The 17,683-nt window shown below is 37.1% G+C and carries 19 protein-coding genes; 2 read left to right on the forward strand and 17 right to left on the reverse strand.

What is annotated here, in order from left to right:
- Positions 1-2 precede the first annotated feature (2 nt).
- The 4 genes from ACESSZ_RS04290 to ACESSZ_RS04305 all read right to left on the reverse strand — a co-directional run bounded on the left by ACESSZ_RS04290 (position 3) and on the right by ACESSZ_RS04305 (position 3,325).
- Positions 3-839, reverse strand: coding sequence for a PTS sugar transporter subunit IIC (locus tag ACESSZ_RS04290; RefSeq protein WP_026006754.1), 837 nt, complete (start codon positions 837-839; stop codon positions 3-5).
- Positions 840-896: 57 nt separating this feature from the next.
- A complete protein-coding gene (locus ACESSZ_RS04295; RefSeq protein ID WP_008979301.1) occupies positions 897-1,388 on the reverse strand; it encodes a PTS sugar transporter subunit IIB in 492 nt (163 codons plus the stop codon).
- A gap of 29 nt (positions 1,389-1,417) precedes the next feature.
- Positions 1,418-1,846 carry a PTS sugar transporter subunit IIA gene (locus tag ACESSZ_RS04300; RefSeq protein ID WP_008979302.1) on the reverse strand — a complete coding sequence of 143 codons (429 nt, stop codon included), beginning with the start codon at positions 1,844-1,846 and terminating at the stop codon, positions 1,418-1,420.
- Positions 1,847-2,383: 537 nt separating this feature from the next.
- Positions 2,384-3,325, reverse strand: a complete 942-nt coding sequence (locus ACESSZ_RS04305; RefSeq protein WP_119983295.1) for a type I phosphomannose isomerase catalytic subunit — start codon at positions 3,323-3,325, stop codon at positions 2,384-2,386.
- A 204-nt stretch (positions 3,326-3,529) separates the two neighbouring features.
- Between ACESSZ_RS04305 and ACESSZ_RS04310 the strand changes: the two genes are divergently transcribed.
- Positions 3,530-4,417 (forward strand): sugar phosphate isomerase/epimerase family protein, encoded by an 888-nt coding sequence (locus tag ACESSZ_RS04310; protein WP_117548012.1) that lies wholly within the window; start codon positions 3,530-3,532, stop codon positions 4,415-4,417.
- A 432-nt stretch (positions 4,418-4,849) separates the two neighbouring features.
- Here the strand turns inward: ACESSZ_RS04310 and ACESSZ_RS04315 are convergent, their stop codons facing one another.
- The 6 genes from ACESSZ_RS04315 to ACESSZ_RS04340 all read right to left on the reverse strand — a co-directional run bounded on the left by ACESSZ_RS04315 (position 4,850) and on the right by ACESSZ_RS04340 (position 9,548).
- The gene (locus tag ACESSZ_RS04315; protein ID WP_008690707.1) at positions 4,850-5,173 is read right to left on the reverse strand and encodes a hypothetical protein; all 324 of its coding nucleotides are present in this window, start codon (positions 5,171-5,173) and stop codon (positions 4,850-4,852) included.
- Positions 5,174-5,204: 31 nt separating this feature from the next.
- On the reverse strand, positions 5,205-6,062 hold the full coding sequence (locus ACESSZ_RS04320; protein ID WP_119983294.1) for an HAD family hydrolase: 858 nt from the start codon (positions 6,060-6,062) through the stop codon (positions 5,205-5,207).
- Positions 6,023-6,817 carry an HAD family hydrolase gene (locus tag ACESSZ_RS04325; RefSeq protein WP_119983293.1) on the reverse strand — a complete coding sequence of 265 codons (795 nt, stop codon included), beginning with the start codon at positions 6,815-6,817 and terminating at the stop codon, positions 6,023-6,025. The genes ACESSZ_RS04320 and ACESSZ_RS04325 overlap by 40 nt, the downstream gene beginning before the upstream one ends.
- A 19-nt stretch (positions 6,818-6,836) precedes the next feature.
- A complete protein-coding gene (locus tag ACESSZ_RS04330) occupies positions 6,837-7,361 on the reverse strand; it encodes a hypothetical protein (RefSeq protein ID WP_008979307.1) in 525 nt (174 codons plus the stop codon).
- Between the two features lie 86 nt (positions 7,362-7,447).
- Positions 7,448-8,599: an MFS transporter gene (locus ACESSZ_RS04335; RefSeq protein WP_020990873.1), complete on the reverse strand. Its 1,152-nt coding sequence runs from the start codon at positions 8,597-8,599 to the stop codon at positions 7,448-7,450.
- A 175-nt stretch (positions 8,600-8,774) separates the two neighbouring features.
- Complete coding sequence (locus ACESSZ_RS04340) at positions 8,775-9,548, reverse strand: DeoR/GlpR family DNA-binding transcription regulator (RefSeq protein WP_020990874.1); 774 nt, start codon at positions 9,546-9,548, stop codon at positions 8,775-8,777.
- A gap of 211 nt (positions 9,549-9,759) precedes the next feature.
- On the opposite strand from ACESSZ_RS04340, the gene ACESSZ_RS04345 reads away from it, so the two are divergent.
- Positions 9,760-10,653, forward strand: coding sequence for a PHP domain-containing protein (locus tag ACESSZ_RS04345; RefSeq protein WP_119983292.1), 894 nt, complete (start codon positions 9,760-9,762; stop codon positions 10,651-10,653).
- Positions 10,654-10,985: 332 nt separating this feature from the next.
- Here ACESSZ_RS04345 and ACESSZ_RS04350 read toward each other — a convergent pair.
- The 7 genes from ACESSZ_RS04350 to ACESSZ_RS04380 all read right to left on the reverse strand — a co-directional run bounded on the left by ACESSZ_RS04350 (position 10,986) and on the right by ACESSZ_RS04380 (position 17,661).
- A protein-coding gene (locus tag ACESSZ_RS04350) for an IS3 family transposase (protein ID WP_119983291.1) occupies positions 10,986-12,400 on the reverse strand; the annotation gives its coding sequence in 2 pieces (ribosomal slippage) (positions 10,986-11,885 and positions 11,888-12,400; 1,413 coding nt in all).
- Positions 12,401-12,533: 133 nt separating this feature from the next.
- A complete protein-coding gene (locus ACESSZ_RS04355) occupies positions 12,534-13,754 on the reverse strand; it encodes a tetratricopeptide repeat protein (protein ID WP_499842693.1) in 1,221 nt (406 codons plus the stop codon).
- Between the two features lies 1 nt (position 13,755).
- Positions 13,756-13,920 carry a hypothetical protein gene (locus ACESSZ_RS04360; RefSeq protein ID WP_165877196.1) on the reverse strand — a complete coding sequence of 55 codons (165 nt, stop codon included), beginning with the start codon at positions 13,918-13,920 and terminating at the stop codon, positions 13,756-13,758.
- 178 nt (positions 13,921-14,098) lie between these two features.
- A complete protein-coding gene (locus ACESSZ_RS04365) occupies positions 14,099-15,565 on the reverse strand; it encodes an ABC transporter permease (RefSeq protein WP_119983290.1) in 1,467 nt (488 codons plus the stop codon).
- Positions 15,562-16,434 (reverse strand): ATP-binding cassette domain-containing protein, encoded by an 873-nt coding sequence (locus ACESSZ_RS04370; protein WP_119983289.1) that lies wholly within the window; start codon positions 16,432-16,434, stop codon positions 15,562-15,564. The genes ACESSZ_RS04365 and ACESSZ_RS04370 overlap by 4 nt, the downstream gene beginning before the upstream one ends.
- On the reverse strand, positions 16,425-17,123 hold the full coding sequence (locus ACESSZ_RS04375; protein ID WP_119983288.1) for a hypothetical protein: 699 nt from the start codon (positions 17,121-17,123) through the stop codon (positions 16,425-16,427). The genes ACESSZ_RS04370 and ACESSZ_RS04375 overlap by 10 nt, the downstream gene beginning before the upstream one ends.
- A complete protein-coding gene (locus ACESSZ_RS04380; protein WP_008979739.1) occupies positions 17,110-17,661 on the reverse strand; it encodes an RNA polymerase sigma factor in 552 nt (183 codons plus the stop codon). The genes ACESSZ_RS04375 and ACESSZ_RS04380 overlap by 14 nt, the downstream gene beginning before the upstream one ends.
- Positions 17,662-17,683 lie beyond the last annotated feature (22 nt).

A 17,683-nucleotide genomic window follows, 5' to 3' on the forward strand; every position in this document is an offset into this window, starting at 1 on the left:
AATTAAATATCCTCCTCGTCATCATCATCGATGGCAGCTCCACCGCCACCAGCTTTTACCATTGTTAACTGATAGTTAATCAATGCGAATACAGCACCAACAGCTGTAGCAGCAATCAGTGTTAATCCCATAGATTTAGCCAATGCGAAACCGAATGCGAAGAAAATCAAATCGGTTGTCTTCGTAACAACGGATTTCAGCAGAATAGCAATACCAACAGCAGGCAGTACAGCACCAACTGTAATCAGCGCCTTAACATACCATACGTCTGTTTTCAAAGATGCAAAGATTTCCGTAACTGCATCTGCACCATAATAGCACAGCAGAGTAACAGGCAGGAAAGATAATACGAAGTGAGAAATTAATGGGAATAAAGCATCAACTTTACCAATAATTCCTAAATCGCCTTTATCCAGTCTAGCCCATCCAATGTGCTGCCAGATCAGGTTCATCATAGCAGTTCCGTAGAACAATGTAATACCGATAACACCAGTCATAGCTGAGATACTAGATGCCAAACCTGCAGCATCCTTTCCAGCTAAATCCATTCCAGCAGCTTTCGCTCCAACGTAAGCCAAAGGAATACCAATGTAGGAAACTGCACGCAAGTCAGAAGCTACGGTTCCACCAGGTGTAACCAGCGCAATCCACATAACCTGCATAGGCATACCAACCAGGATACATCCTGGTACATCACCAAGAATTAAACCGACGAACAAAGATGCTACCAACGGTCTATTCAGAGTGTAGTTACCAACAGTAGTTCCCAAACAAGCAATCGTACTAGCTGCAGTACAACTCATAAGACCAATTAAAATTGCTTGAATTAAACTCATAATAGCATTTCTCCTTTTCCTTTTTTTATATAATCCAATTCAGTTTCAATGCTCCCACCATTAATAACCGAATTTAGATCTGAATTTAGGCCATGAACCAATAGCTGTTTCCTGCAATAACGCAAAGTATACATCATAACCAGCGTTTGTCATAGCTTCACATGCTTCAGCCTCTTCCTGAATTAAAGACTGATTCTGTCCTAATTTAATAGAACCTGGGCGATCATTACAAGGTCCAATGACAACACGTTTTACATCACTTGGGACAAATTTGTTGTCTACCAGGATTTTTTTCATGTCGACTGGATTCTTTGTAATTAAGAAATAGCGTTTTTCACTGTCAAGCACGGTCTGTGCTTTTTCCAAGAAGTGTTCCATCGTCCACACCAATACTTTTTTATCAGTAGATGCTTTAAAGGACTGTTTTAGAACTGGAGTAGTTGCTGCTTTATCATTTACAGCAATGATACCGTCACAAGGGAATTCCTTAGACCAACGTGTTACAATCTGACCGTGAATGATGCGGTCGTCAACTCGTACAAAACTAATCATATACTTTTTCCTCCTTTTTATCTGAATGACTAAATGTCATCATCAGCGTCATCAGCTGTTGTACTGAATTCTGTCATGCCTGCATGACCTTCACTTAGAATGGTTTCTTTCAGTACATTTAAATCATCAAAATTGTCTTTCATCAATACGGCGGTAATAGCCATTGGCATGTTCATACCAGCAAGTACTAACGTATTAGCCATCATACCTTTTTCATCAAGTACTGCCAACGCATTCGTAAATGGTGAACCGCTCAAAATATCAGCAAGTAAAATTACGGAGTCGTCAGTATTCAGCGGCTCCACCAGTTTACGGAAGTTTTCCGCAAATTCATCAGCACTCATATCTTCACGAAGACTCGTGCTTAATACATCATCTCTACTGCCTGTCATCATCTTTACAGCAGAATGCAGACCCGGTGCAAATTCGCCGTGGCTGACCATAATCACATATCTCATTAGTATCCTCCTTTTTAACAGACACTGATCGTAACTGTCTTATGGTTTTTCAACACTGTTTTTTCACACAAAAAAGTTAAGCACTACGGATAGCACCATCACTATTTTATTGTATGAAGTATCAACAATATGCAGAATCTCCCAGCGATTCAGTTACCAGTAAGTGCTACATTCCAGAGTGACCAGCTCTTATTTTTCCAGGAATGTAATCGCTTACGCTGTCTTTTTACATAGTTATCTTACATCAGTGGATATGGTATTTCAAGCATTTTGTTTAATTTTTTCACATACATTACAAATGTAATCACACAATTCACCCAAAATTGACATAAAGAAACCAACAAATTATATGGAAAACAGGCTATTTTCTTCGTAAACAGGCTTTTTACCTTTTGCTTTTGGTATCTTGCTTGCAAACATCCAAATATGACACCCTATGCGCACATAATTGTGTTCGACTATGCACCTGCTTAATTCTTGCGCATGTAGAACACCGGTAACAAAAAGGCAGCTCTTAGCTGCCCTAATCGCCTTGCTTTATTTCACATAGCTGAGTAACACTCTGGTATCCCCCAGTATGGTAAAATCCTTACACGCTGCCGGAACAAAGATGCTTTCTGTATAAAGGAATGGAATGTGCATACCGTCACAGATGATTTCAGCATCTTGACCAACATTCGATACACAATAAAATTTTGTGTGATCCATAATTACTTCATAGGATGCATGAATGTCTACCAGCTTGACACAAAACTCTTCACGCTCTACTAACATTTTCTCCTTTGTTTCCTGTACTTTTTCTAAAGGAGAATGAACCGGTGTGCAAACCAAAGCGAAATCCGCAACATCAAAGCTTTTTTGAATATGCAAAGGACGTGGATTGCCGTTTGCATCTTTTCGATTATAATCATAAAAACGATATGTCGTGTTGGAATTCTCCCCAATTTCCAATGCTAAGATGCCCTTCCCTAAGGCATGCAACATCCCTGCATCAATACATACAAAATCCCCGGCTTTTACCGGAATGCGCCGCACATATTGCTCAACTGTATTCTCTTGCACCGCCTGATATAAAACATCCTTATCGGCAATGGTCGTTCCAGCTACCAGCGTTGCCCCTTCATCTGCCTCTAAAATATACCAAGATTCTGTTTTCCCTTCATCATGTTCATGTTCATGCGCATAAACATCATCCGGATGAACCTGAATGGAAAGATTATCTGCCGCATCTAGAAAAGCCAAACGTAACAAACGCTGTCTAGGTACTTCCCCTAGCATTTCTTGCTCTTTCTCATCTAACAATTCCTGTAAAGTTTTACCGGCATAATCTCCATTGATGATCTTATTCTGTGCATGTGGATGGGCACTGATTTCCCAGCATGTGCCACATCCCGTCTGGGCTTCATGACGCATCGTCGTTAAACGATCATTGGCCCAAATGGTTTTGTCATAAATTGGTTTTAAACGAAATGGATACATAATGTTCTACCTCTTTCTTTTTCTCGTCCCTATTATAATATGAATCACATACAAAAGCAATGAAATGTCATTACATTATGACCTTCCCTACATTTTTCATCTTTTTTCTAACAATTGTTATAACAATTGCCTAAGAAAATGGTATAATCATAGTACAGAAAGGAAAAATGACTGCAAATCTTATTGTTGCAGTCAGGTGAATGTATGCAATATGCCATTATAACCGATCAAATTTGTGAAGATTTAGAACGTGCTTTACAAATAGCGAAAGCACATCATTATTCGCATGTGGAATTACACAATGTCTTTGGTAAAAGTATTGAAGAATGTAGTCTGGCAGAAGTCGAGCATATCCGCACGCTCTTACAAACCTATCATTTGGAAGTATCCTGCATTGCCAGTACTGTCTTTTTTCTTTGCCCTTTATATGAAGGTGATCAAGTTTCTTTATTCAATGATTCTTTTTATGCCATTGAAGGCGATATCAATACGCACCTGCGTTATCTGGAAAATGCCTGCCGCATTGCCAAACGTTTAAATTGTCCGCGCGTACGCATATTCCCCTTCCGTTTTCCTGACAATCGTAAACCTCCTTTCGGCATTCAGGAAGATATGAATGCTATCCTTCGTGCAGTCCGTTTAGCTTTACGGATTGCGAAGGAATATGATATAACGTTAGTTTTAGAAAACTGCCCATATTCACGATTGCCAAAGGGAATGATGACGATACAGATCATCAAGGCTTTCCAAGATCCACACTTACGCTTATTATGGGATCCAGCCAATAGCTTTAGAGCAGTAAAAGAAAATGTGCCAAAAGATTATTTACTCTTTTCATTAATGGATGAGTTACGTTATATCTATCCGCAAATAGGTCATATTCACATCAAAGATTATCATTATGATCCTACCCAGCAAAAACCTTTTGTGCATAAAGAATTATTCGACGGCGATATACCATATGATCAGATTCTGACATATTTACACAATCGCGGTTATGATAAAGTCCTTTCCTTAGAAGCTGAAGTGCCTTTCCAGGAAACTATATCCAGCATGGATAAACTAAAAGATACATTAGAAAATATCACCTAAAACACCCAAAATGAGGAATTGCCGAATTTGGCATCCCTCATTTTTTATTTATTTACGATTCGCCTTTATCCCGGCATAGCACTGACGTAATACTTCATAACATTTCCTATAAGATAAGTTTTTGATCCTCCCTTTAACTTATTCATTACAAGCTTCTCCACCCTTTGATAATCGATAAACTCCTTTAAACGGATAAACAATTACGCAACATCATTTATATCAATTCCATGTGTTTCAACCGGATAACCGATAATAATCATTTTTTAATACCCGTTATATGGTAACTTAGCAATACATACGTACCGCGTATCAAAAGGGTACATATCACTTTGGAAAAGGTTTTTCAAACAAAAAAAGGTTGCTAAGCAACCGGATAAATACTACATGAAGCAAGCGTTTTTCATAATCTGTAAACGCTAAGCTTTTCTGAAACTATAACACATATTTGACGAATAAGAAAATTAAAAATAAAATCAATGGCAAGCCAATTAATACCAGATATCCTACATTGACTTTTTTCTTTAACTGATTCCAGTTCTGCTCATCAAAATAAAAGCGCTCATCCTGCGTCCGTTTCACAACCCCATTTTCCATCAGATTCGCAATCGTATAAGCGATGACCTGAGTTGGATATGATATATTTTTAAATGCCTCATAACCGACAGCCGTACTTTCTGAATATGCCTCTTTTCGATGTAATACATCTAATACACGTTTTGCCGCTGTCTGCTGAACTGTTGCTTTTTTCTTTGCCATTTCTTTACATCCTCCTACTGATAAAAGGAAGTTATTCCTCATTTTGATTGTATTGTATAACACATTGTACCGCTTGCGCAACACTTTTTACGATTCTCTTCCCATGACGCTTTACTTCCTCCTGCGCACTTTCCATCACAAAACTATGCTCAACACAGGAAAACATCGGCACATCATTATGGCCATCCCCGATTACCCCAACCTCATGCTTTTTTAGATGCAGCTTATCCATCAGGGTACAAACGGTGTTGCCTTTATGAATACCTTTTTTGGTTATTTCAATATAGTCGATAGAAGTAGGCAAGACTTCATACTCTTTAAATATTGCCTGAAGCTTAGGCAATAAAGCATTTGTTGTCTGCTCATTGCAAGTATACAAACTGATTTTGACCACACTGGCTTTTGTTCTATGCAAATGGTGGAGTAAGTCTTCTTCACGCAAATTGCCCAAATAAGCAAGTGTCTTACGTATAGATTGCCATGCATCTGCTGTATAGGCATGTTTCATTAAAAAGAATTCACGCTCTTCACTACAAATAAAAGGATGACACATCCCCACATAAGCATCCAATTGTTTCATAATAGCGATAACTTCTTCCCCATCCATATGATGTTCTAATACCTTATGTTTTTGAATCCATAAAGAGCCTCCATTATTGGCTATGATACAATCGGCTTGTAAATTATGGTGTGTTAACAGATGACGGCAAAAGCCGATATCTCTTCCTGTCACCAAACCAAATTGAACACCATGTTTCTGCAGCTGATGGATTGCGTCAACATCAGTCTTATGAATCTTTGGATCATATTGAATCAAGGTACCATCGATATCACTTAATAATAATCGTATCATTGCTTTATCCACCCATAGTGAAGACAAGCGTTCCATATGCCATCTTCCTCAACATTAGATGTCACATAAGCAGCTGCTTCTTTGACTTTTTCACGGGCATTTCCCATGGCAATGCCATACCCACAGCGCTTGATCATATCCAAATCATTATAATCATCGCCAAACGCTGCACATTCTGTCATATCGATACCGATATGCTTACAAATACATGCGATGCCATCTGCTTTGCTATGCTGTCCATTGATATCATAATATGTCGTATCAAAGGGCGTAAATAATAATTCAGGAAAATGTTCTTTGATCGCTTGCAAATCCTCATGTTCAATTTTTGCCACAGCAGCTAAAGGAAGGCTTTTTTGTTGATATATGCTTTGTTCACGCTCATCGCTTAAAATATCCAAACGTCCTAAAAATCCTTCCAGCATATGCGCAATACGCTTATAGCCATGATAACAACGCGCCGCTTCGATGCATTGAAACATCAAAGCATCATCTTTGGTGCGAAAGATATCAATCAATTTTTGGGTCTGCTGTTTCGTAAAAGAAAAGCGATGTAATATCTCATCCTTGCTATCTATCACACAGGCACCATTGCTGCAAATAAAATAATCAAATGTAATTTCTTCCAGCAGTTTCTTCTCCATGGCAAAAGGAGGTCTGCCACTGGCAATGGCCAGCTTCACTCCTTGCTTTTGCAAATTTTTTAATGCTGTTATCGTGTTGTAACTGAACTGTCTATCACCTTTTGTAATCAGTGTACCATCCACATCAAACACACATAGTTTTATCATTACGAATCATCCTTCACCTTTATTTTTTATGTTTCTTACGGTTTTTCCAGTTGTCATAATGAACATCAAATGCCTCACCCATCTTATGTGAAATCGTGATTCGTTTTTCTTCGGTTGATGAAATTTCCATGTTTTTCATTAAGCCTTTGTTTCGTGTTACGTTCATGATAGAACGGTAACGATAATAAGCCTTTTCATATAAGAAGCCATTGTCATCAAAAATAACACGTCGTTTCACAAGCGTATCCATTCCCATACTCACGGCAATCAACGCTATTAAACTGTAGGCAAGACGATAATAGTAAACGTTATCCTCCACATATGGGAAAAAGGCAAGGAAAATGCCGGCTGCCATCATTATGGCAAAGAAAATCAAAAAGCCGGTATAAACATTTACTTCTTCATAGTCCTTATGACTGTTTTTGTACTCATTTCTTAATTTTATATTTGTTCTTAACTGCTGTGCGGAACGAAATAACATCCAAATGCCATACCCGATCATAACCACACTGATAAAGGTTTCCATAGTAAATATAGTATCCATAAATTTTCTCCTTCTTCCAATTTCGGTATTATTATACACTATTTCAAGGAAGAATTTAAGCGGTTACGTAAATCAGTGACATTTGTCTATACCCGTTTATAAAGCAATCCCAAACCTAAAGGGATAATGCCGGATAAACCAATCAGCAATAATGTCATATCGGCCCCCATCGCATTGACCATTGCACCGGCAATCACAGGGGTAACTAATAAGGAAACACCTACATAAAAAGCTGAAGCTATGGTCTGTCCACTACTACGCAAATGTTTTGGCGTCGTATCATCAACCAAAGTTTTGCTGGTAATCATGATAAGCGGATACGTGATACATTGCATCAAAGTGACAACAATCATCATTTCCGGCGATTGTACAAGCGAATAGGCAATAAAACGAAGAATATACATAAAGGTACCAAACATCATCAGCTTATAGTCACCGAATTTCTTTAACAGCCAGGTACCGGCAAAAAACAGTGGCAGTTCGGTAAATGCCTGTATGCTCCAGCGTGCGCCGATCATTCCTTCTTTCGCTCCAAGATTCATCATCTTATCCACAGTCGTATAAATATCAGCCGTTGCGATGACATTAATAAATAGGAAGATCAATACCACAATGATATATTTACGATTGAGTAACAATTCCTTTAAATCGCCGATATGAATACCACCACTTTTTTCCACCTTTACGGCATCTTGCATCATCATCGTCAATAAAATATTCAACACGGCCAAACCGGCAAATACATAACCTAAGGAAGCATAGCCGTAATGTTCAACGATCATTGCCCCAATCGGACTTCCAATCATCCAGCCTATCGCACCAAAGGCCCGAATCGGCCCAAAGTTATTTCGACAGGTTTCACTCGTCTGTAGTGTCCAGCTATCCTGTATTGCCATTGTCGTACGAAACATACCGCCGACTAAAGACATAAAGATCAAATGCAGATAAAAGCTCTTTTCACTTACCTGATACATCACCAAGGCTGCTAAAACAAAGATAATCAATGATAAATTGAAAAAGCGTTTATCACTATGGTACTTATCACATAAATAACCAGCAAATAGCTGTGTTACAATAGCGACAACAGCCGTACCAGATAAGATAACACCACGTTCTACGACATCATAGCCAACGGATTCTAAAAACGTTTGCATGTAGCCATAAGGCAATACAAATGCCAAATAGCTCAGAAAGTAAAAACCACATAACAGCACGACATTTCTTCGATCTTTTTTCATAGGTTCCTCCTGTATTGTTTCCTTGCATCCCTTTTCTATTATCATAAACGATATGCTTTCATAAAACAAACCCGATAACGCTGTTCTGATATGGCAAGGAGGTCGCTCTTCATCAGTAGATTGGTCAGATCCTACAACAGTGTTTATCGGGTATATGGCCCATGTCTTATCATGGTCATTCAAAAGTATGCTCATCTACCATGATCAGCTGTTTTACACCTTTTACCATTGTCTGCTGTTCCTCACTGATCGGATTGGTAATCATGACATCATAATCCGAAAACTTCGCAAACTGATAGGTACTGGTCTTGGTAAACTTGCTGGAATCACAAAGCAAAATACTTTTTCTGGATTGGCGTAGAATATGGCGGTTGATTTCCGCATGTTCCATAGAAAATGTCATCGGTCCATCCATATCCTGGAAACCGTCACAGCCTAAAAAAGCAATATCGATGCGAATGGAGTCAATCACATTTGTCGTATAATAGCCAATAAAAGCTCTGCCTTTTTTCTGCAGCTTACCACCGGCCATAATAAGTTCTAAGCCACTGTCACAAATGATATCGCCAATGGGCAAAGAATTTGTCAATACGGTAATATTCTTCTTTAACCGTAACAATTTAGCCAGTTGCAAACAGGTACTTCCCGGATCTAAATAGACAATGGAATCATCCTGTATAAAATCTAATGCCTTGCGCGCAATCCATTGTTTCTGCACTGTATTCTCCTGCAGTTTCACATCAAAAGGCAACTGATAATAAGCATTGCGAACAGTAGCGCTGCCATGCTTTTTAATTAATACGCCACGATCTTCTAATACTTTCAGATCTTTTCGTATGGTTTCTGTAGTAACATCCAAGGCCCGCGCCAAATCCCCCACACGAACTCTTCCTTCATTCAGAATGATCTCATATAACGCATTTCTTCTGGCATCGCTTGCTTTGGACATTTTCATCAGCCTCCTTTGACACACTCTTAGTTTAAGTATTCCCAAGGAATTCGTCAATTAAAAATCCCAACATTCCAAATTTAAAACATTAATTTTTTTGTTTTTATACAAATTTCCCACTTTTTTCGCAATATTTTAATAATTTCTAATAGATACAAACTTTTCCGATTTGCTTATGCTATAATACCTTTGTTTTCAAAGGAGAGCCACTATGACAACATTTGATTTACACATGCATTCTTTATATAGTAGTGATGGACAATTCACCTGTCAGGAATTAATAGAAAAAGTAAAAGAAGCCAAGCTGTCTCTTATTGCCTTAAGCGACCATAATACGGCACAGGGCGTTGATGAAATGATGCAGTTAGGTAAGCAAAACGCGATACGTGTGATTCCTGCCATTGAATGTGATACCTTGTTTGACGGATTGGAAGTCCATGTGCTGGGCTATGGCCTAAATCATCATACACCGTATTTTGAAAAGCTTCCTCAGCAGATTGCTCAATTAAAGCAGGGTACGATGACAAAACGCATTGCCAAATTGAATGAATACTTCGATATGGAATTAGATGCACAAGCATTATTACAACGCTTTGGAACGATGAATCCCTTTCCCGCTATCGTTGACTATTTTCTCAAGGATCCTCGCTATGCAAATAAGCCAGCCTTTCAGCCCTACCAACCAGGTGGAGAGCGCTGTGAGCCGGCTTGTGTCAATTTTTATTGGGACATGTGCAGTGCCGGTAATCCTTGCTATGTTCATGTACCATATCCCAGTCTGCAAGAAACCGTAGAGCACATCCATGAAGCCGGTGGTATTGCCATTATTGCCCATCCTTTCCGTAATTTCTTCCACCAAGAAGAACGCTTGGAAAAAGCTCTTAGTCAAGGTATAGACGGTATTGAGGCCTACAGCAACTACCATACGCGGGAACAAAACTTATATTATGAAGACTATTGTCAAAAGCATCATGTGCTGATGAGTTGTGGCAGTGATTTTCATGGTAAAATGAAACCAAAGATTCAACTTGGGGAATATGGCTATGAAGGTCATCATGCGGAAATAATCTTGCAACAATTCTTACATGCCTTAGCGAACGATTAGACTGTTGAAACAGTCTTTTTTACTTATGTAGGTGGTGCAAGTCGTCATATATAAAAAAATGAAAAACTTGTATAAAATTGTTGACTAAGGTTAACTTTCGTTGTATTATATAGAAGAAGTTAGATAAAGCTAATTATGAGAGATGTGTTCTTCCTTTCTACACATGGCTTATTTCCTCTATAACTTTACAACCACAAGCACTAACTTCCCACTATATGTTTTATATCATTTACAACAAAGAGTCAGGACCGTTCCAGAGCCTGACTTTTTGTTATATATGGAAAAAAAGGCAGCCCATAATGAAGTGAACCCATAAAGTTGGACACAGATTATCACACCCGACTGATTAAGGATTGATTCCTATATTGTATAGGAGTTAATCCTTTTAATTTTACTGTGATTCTTTGTGTATTATAATACTTGATATATTCTTTCATGGCAATACGTAATTCATCTAATGTTTTAAATTCATATTCATGTCCATAAAACATTTCTCGTTTCATAATCCCAAAGAAGTTCTCCATAGGTGAGTTATCAAGACAATTTCCTTTTCGTGACATTGATTGGATAATTCCTTGTTCTTTCAATACTTTATGATAAGGCTGCATTTGGTATTGCCATCCTTGATCGGAATGAAAGATCAATCCTTTCAAGTCTTTATGCGTTTTAAAAGCGTAATTAAGCATTTCTTTCGTTTGTTCATAGTTAGGACTATTTGATATGCTGAACGATATGATTTCACGACTGTGCATATCTAATATGGGCGATAGATATAGCTTGCCGGCTGCGATATGAAATTCGGATATATCGGTTGTCCATTTCTCATCACACTTTGTAGTTGTAAAATCTCTTTCGTAGCATGTCTTATGATTTTCTTCATCCACTACTTTATTTAATAATTGGTTTTTTACGGTTCCGTTTATGGCTCCCTTATAGGATTTGTATTTTGCTTTCGGTGCAATTCCATATAAGCCTAAACGCTTCATCAATCGTTTTACTTTTTTGTGATTGATATGAAATCCTCTATTGGTAAGTTCTAAAGTAATTCTGCGGTATCCATAGCGCCCTTTATGAGTATAGAAGATATCAATGATGTTATTCATTACTTCATCATTTCCGGTATCTTTATCAACTTTAGAAACGGTATAGTAATAGGTTGATCTTGGTATCTTGGATGTTTCAAGAAGAATCTTTAAAGGATATTTCAGCCGTAATTCAAAGACAATCTTTACTCTTTCTTCGATTGTCGATTCTTCCGTGCTTGAACTACAGCTTGCAATTTTTTTAAGTATTCATTCTCCGCTTCTAAATATTGAATACGATCCTCGTTATATTTAACCTTTTCTTTATCATCCATTTCATCATAAGGTTTGATAATTACATTTTTCTTTTTCATAGCAGATGACTTTCCTTTTGTCTTCTCTACTATAACACATCCATGCTTTTTATACGAACAAATCCATTTTTGCAACATACCTCTTGATAATAATCCGTATTCTAAAGCTACAGAGCGTATTGAACAATTATCAATCAGAACCTTATCTATTATTTCCTGTTTCATCATGATTGAATAATAGTTATTTTTATCAGTTCTCAAAATATCAAATCCGTGAAGATCAATGAGACTAACTATATAGTTTACTGCCTCTGATCTGATTTTAAATTCTTTAATTAAAGAGGAAACTGTTTCTCCATTCTTTCTTCTAGCGTATATTTCTATTTTTTGTTCTCTGGTTAACTTTGACATATTAAAATGCACCTCCATAATTTGTATGTCCAAATTATGGGGTGCACTTCATAATTACCGCCTTTATATCCTACCCGAAGATTAACCATATATAATATTTTTTTACAATTATAATTTCCAGAAAATAATTACCTCATCTTCTCATTTTGTATAATTTTATCATCTCTGTTTTATAAAATAATTCTTTTTCTTTTCTCATATAGGACTCACACAGATCTGATAAGAGATTTAACACAAAGATAGCAGCCTGTATATCGTTTGCCTTTCTGGCAGACTTATAGGCTTTTAAAAACTTCTTTTCCTTTAATTCAAATGGTTTCGTTTCATAGAGATACGTCGCAAATGCATCAATCATCGCAATGCGATATTCAGAGGATTTTGTGCAATACAATTTTGCTTGACGTATTTGTTCTTTTGCTTCATTACGCATATTCATTTTATGATAAGCATAGAATTTATAAAAATACATCATCTCATGGGTTTTGCTATGTTTCTCTGCCTCATTTGCATATTGTAATACTTTATCATATTTACCCCATAACAAACTTATCCAAGTGAGATTATTAAAAATGGCGATCATATTAGGTAATGAAAGTTGTCTCATAGCATTTAAACATTGTACATATACTTGTTCAGCCATTGCGTAATCATTCAATCCTGAATACAAGTTTCCTAACAATACATTGCACATGACACCACGCTTTAAATACAGATTTTGATTAAATAAACTGATGGCTCTTTTGATACAATCTAAGCCTTCCACATAATAGCCTTGTTCTACCAATATGATCGTCTTATGATAAAATGCCATAGCCTGTATTTCTATATTGTTACTATGTATAGCCTTATCAAAATACATAATTGCATTTTTATAATCATAAGCACTGATATAATAGCCACCAGCAGTATCATAAAACAATTTCTGAAGTTCCGGTTCTAAATAATCAATGTATTTATTCAGCCTTTTGATATCTTCTTCATATAAATATTCATCCTCTGCATGATATACACGATAAATAAAAACACCTAACAACCATATGATATATTCACCTTGAAATTGTACACTGGACTTCTGTTGATAAAGTTTTTTGTATATGTCTGCCGTAGGTTCTGATTTAACAATTGCCGTAAACAGATTCCAAACCATGATAGATACATTTGCATTATCTTCAATCGCATGAAACTCCATGCCGATAATCGCATATAGCTTTCTTACCGTTTCCTGCGTCAGATCTTTCTTCCCAGTTTCAAAATCGCTTAATTTAGAAACTGGCACAATTTCCTTGAATTGTGCCAGTCGAAGTCCAGATTCTCTTCTATGTAAGCGAAAGATAGGACCTAAATGTCTGTTCATTTTATAAACCTAAATGTTCTGAATTAGCAGGCATTACCTCATGTGCACAATCTTTACTTGTTTTAGGATTTAATCCGCAACGTTTATTGTTTACATGGCCTCCCATACTTGGTGCCAGAGTTAAGACTAGCCCTAAAACCATCATAAATTTCATAACTTTTTTCATAATAACTATTCCTCCTATATATCTGTGTCTTAATTTAACATAGGATCCGCTTTTAATCAATAGGCATATTTCTAGAAAAAACGGACTGTTTTTTCATGTTTTTTGCGCAATTTACGGATAAATGCCACTAGTATTTACCCTTTTTTATACAGACCATCTAAATTTCACAATATTCATCTTAATGACTCTTTACGAAATGTTTTTGATACCGCTGTATGATAATAACAGACAGGATGATCATCAGTATTATCCAGAGGACACAAACAATATTTTTCCAAGGAATCATCATATCCATAAAGATTATGAAAGGTGAAAATCCACCATTCATCCAACTATAAAAGGTGTTTACCTCCAACATACGGGATGGGAAAAGAGAACAAAGATAAGCCAACCATCCATCTTGTCTGAAGTTAATGGCAAATGATAAAATCATAAATACGAGCATAAGAATCGCTGTCGCAAATCGATTCTTAGAGAAATAAGAAATGGTCATTGTTACCATACCTATCGCCATAGCTGCTATCAGGGTAAGGAAAAAGGTACTAACGAGAACCTCACGATAGGTAAATATGAACCGTATCATTTCATAATACCCGGCATCTGCTTGTGGAAATACCGTGAGATCTAAGGATCGCAGAGGAACAAAGATGAATGCTGCCAAAACAATCATGCATAACTGAAGGAATAGAATACCGATTGCTAAAGACATGCCACATAATAGTTTGGCAATCACCAAGCGTTTCGCTCCTTCTTTTGTCGGTATGAGAATCTGATCAGTTTTATAATGTGTTTCTTGTGCAAACATATCCGATAATACGATTATGATAACTAGTAAACTTACAAAGTCAATTTTATTCAAATTTGTTAACAATAAATGATTACCTACCGTACTGTCATATTGAAGCTGTCCTTGTTGTAATTCTTCTTGATACTTTTTCGCAATTCGCGAAGACGCGTTCGTTATCTCACCACTATGCATCGCATTTTCAAACAACTCTTTTTCTGCTCCTGCCCCTTTTAAGAAACGAGGCAGATATTGATTTACAGAAATATCAACTATCTCAGAAGATATTTGTCCTGCGTTCTCACCATAAAGTTCATGACTTGTGGCATATTGACTATGCCCTGTGTAAATACGTTGATAAAGCATATATACCGGATCTTCTTTATAAAAAACGTTGAAAAAGTAATTACCTTTATCATCCATACCATATCCATCAATGTTCATACGTTCCATTCGTTTTCGAACATCTTCTTCCATATACTTACTGGTAGCGGCGCCCTTTAAGAAAGACTCCCAATCTTTACCGTATATGCGTTCCATCTTTTCCGTATCTATATTCTTACGCTGATACTTCTTCATGATTTTTTGATAATCTTCCTTCATTTTCTGAATGGTATCTTCATTAAAGGGCCCTGCATACTGGTGTAGGTATTCATCGGCATAACGATAATATGCTAAACCGTTTGCAACTTTTTGATGATCTGTTGTCTCATAAGTCATTGCCATTATTTCAGATGCTGCAGTTGCATGATAAGTCTGATAAATCTGATAGCCACTATAAGCAAATAAAGCTATTAACAATACAACCGTAAATTTTCGTTTCCCTAGTTTTTGATATTCACTTTTTAATAAACGCATCATACGGTTTCACCATCCTGAAAATAATAAAGATACAAATCATCTAAATCGGGAATTGCTAATTTCGCATTCGGATAACTTTGTGTATCACTTATAAAACGCAGATGCACACCATCTTGCATGGTATGCTGTTTTACGATGCAATACTTATCAGAAAGAGCAATTGCTTCGCTTGCAGGAAGCACCATTTCCCATACTTTCCCCTGCATATAGGTCAAGAGATTAGCAACGGTATCATGCAGTAAGATACTACCTTCTTTCATGACAAGAATATCATCTGCAATCGTTTCTACATCACTTACAATATGGGTAGATAACAGGATACAACATTCTTGCGATAAGGAGGCGATCAGATTACGAAAGATAATTCTTTCTTTAGGGTCCAGACCTGCCGTTGGCTCATCTAACAGCAACAGCTTAGGTTCATTCAATAAGGCTTGGGCAATCCCCACACGACGTAACATACCACCAGATAATTGACGGAGCTTCTTATGCTTATGTGACTGCAAATTTAGCCTTTCTAAAAGTGTTTCTATACGCTGTTCACTATATTCTTTAGACATGTTTTTCAAAATACTCATATAGGAGAGAAAATCATAGACACTGTAATGTGGATAATAACCGAAATGCTGTGGCAGATAGCCAAGATAACTTGCATATGTATCATATTGTTTCAGCGCATTTATATCCATAAAATGCAAACTGCCTTTATCAAGAGGAATCAAGCCACATATTAATCGCATCAATGTCGTTTTGCCACTGCCATTTGCGCCTAATAATCCATGAACACCTTTACCAAGCTGTAAGGTAACATCTCGTACGGCATGAATTTGTTTAAATGATTTATCCACATGTTCCAACGTTAATTCCATAGTATCGTCCTCCTTGTTTTCATACGATAATTCACTAGCAACATCAAATAATATAAGATGATGCTGACCACGGCTGCCACCAATAGCTGTATGGCGTTTACAAACAACAATACATCTAAACTTTGTATAAGGATTACATAAATACCAAACGATAACACATAAGCACTTCCTGCTTTATATAGCGTATTTAATTTGGTCATGAATACAATCAATAAGCTTTGTAAAATAAAAATCGGTAAGAATCCATACAACAAAACTTCCGCCAGCGCCAGTTTGTCCATAACATATAAGACCAAACACAATATGATGAATTCCACTATTTCCCATACCGCAATACCGGCCATCTTAAAAAGTAATACTCTGCCATCATTGAGATAAACAGGTGCCATGATTTCTTGTGTCTGATAATACTTTCGCCGATAGATTTCAAATAAAAAACAACTGCCCATTAAAAACATATAGCCACAGACAACAAAGATTGTATTGCTGAAAATGATGCTGCCTGCAAGACATATACATAATCCGAGAAAAGACATGCGGATATAGCTTTTTAGTTCCATATGCATAAAACGCAGCAAGAGCTCATTTTTATATGGTGTTTTCATTTGCTGATTCTGCCATTCATTACGACAAGCCGCCAACGTATCGTATAAAGCATCCTGTGAAATATGAGGTTTATCTGTTTTCATCTTGTCTTTCTCCTTTCATCATTTGATACAGCTTTGCTAAAGCTGCTTTATGCCTGGATTTTACACTGGATATTGGCATATCATACACTTGTGCGATTTCACGATAAGTAAGTTGATGGAAATAATGCAATAGGATCACATCCTGTTGGGGCAGCGGTAACTTTCCAATGTTATACAGTAATGTTTCCTGTGCGCATTGCTTTAAAATGCTTTCATGTACATCAATATCATCCCCCAGACCATTCATCCAAGCCTCGCTGTCTTCCATAAGGTGTAGTTTTTGTTTGCGATAAGCATCCACACAAAGATTACTGGCAATGCGGTATAGAAAATGTATCACCTTCCCCTCTTCATGATAGGTTGGCAAATAACGAATAAAACGCAAGAATACTTCTTGGGTAATATCCTTCGCGCTATCATCTCCCTGCATCTTACGATAAACAAAGGCGTAAATAGTTGGATATACTTGGGTGATAAAGGTATCCAACGCGGCCATATCGCCATGGCGAATTTTATGTAGTAACCACTTTTCTTTCATTTTCTTTACGCCTCCTCTATAT

This window comes from Eubacterium sp. 3_1_31, assembly GCF_964249515.1.
In the GTDB taxonomy this organism is placed as follows: domain Bacteria; phylum Bacillota_I; class Bacilli_A; order Erysipelotrichales; family Erysipelotrichaceae; genus Longicatena; species Longicatena caecimuris.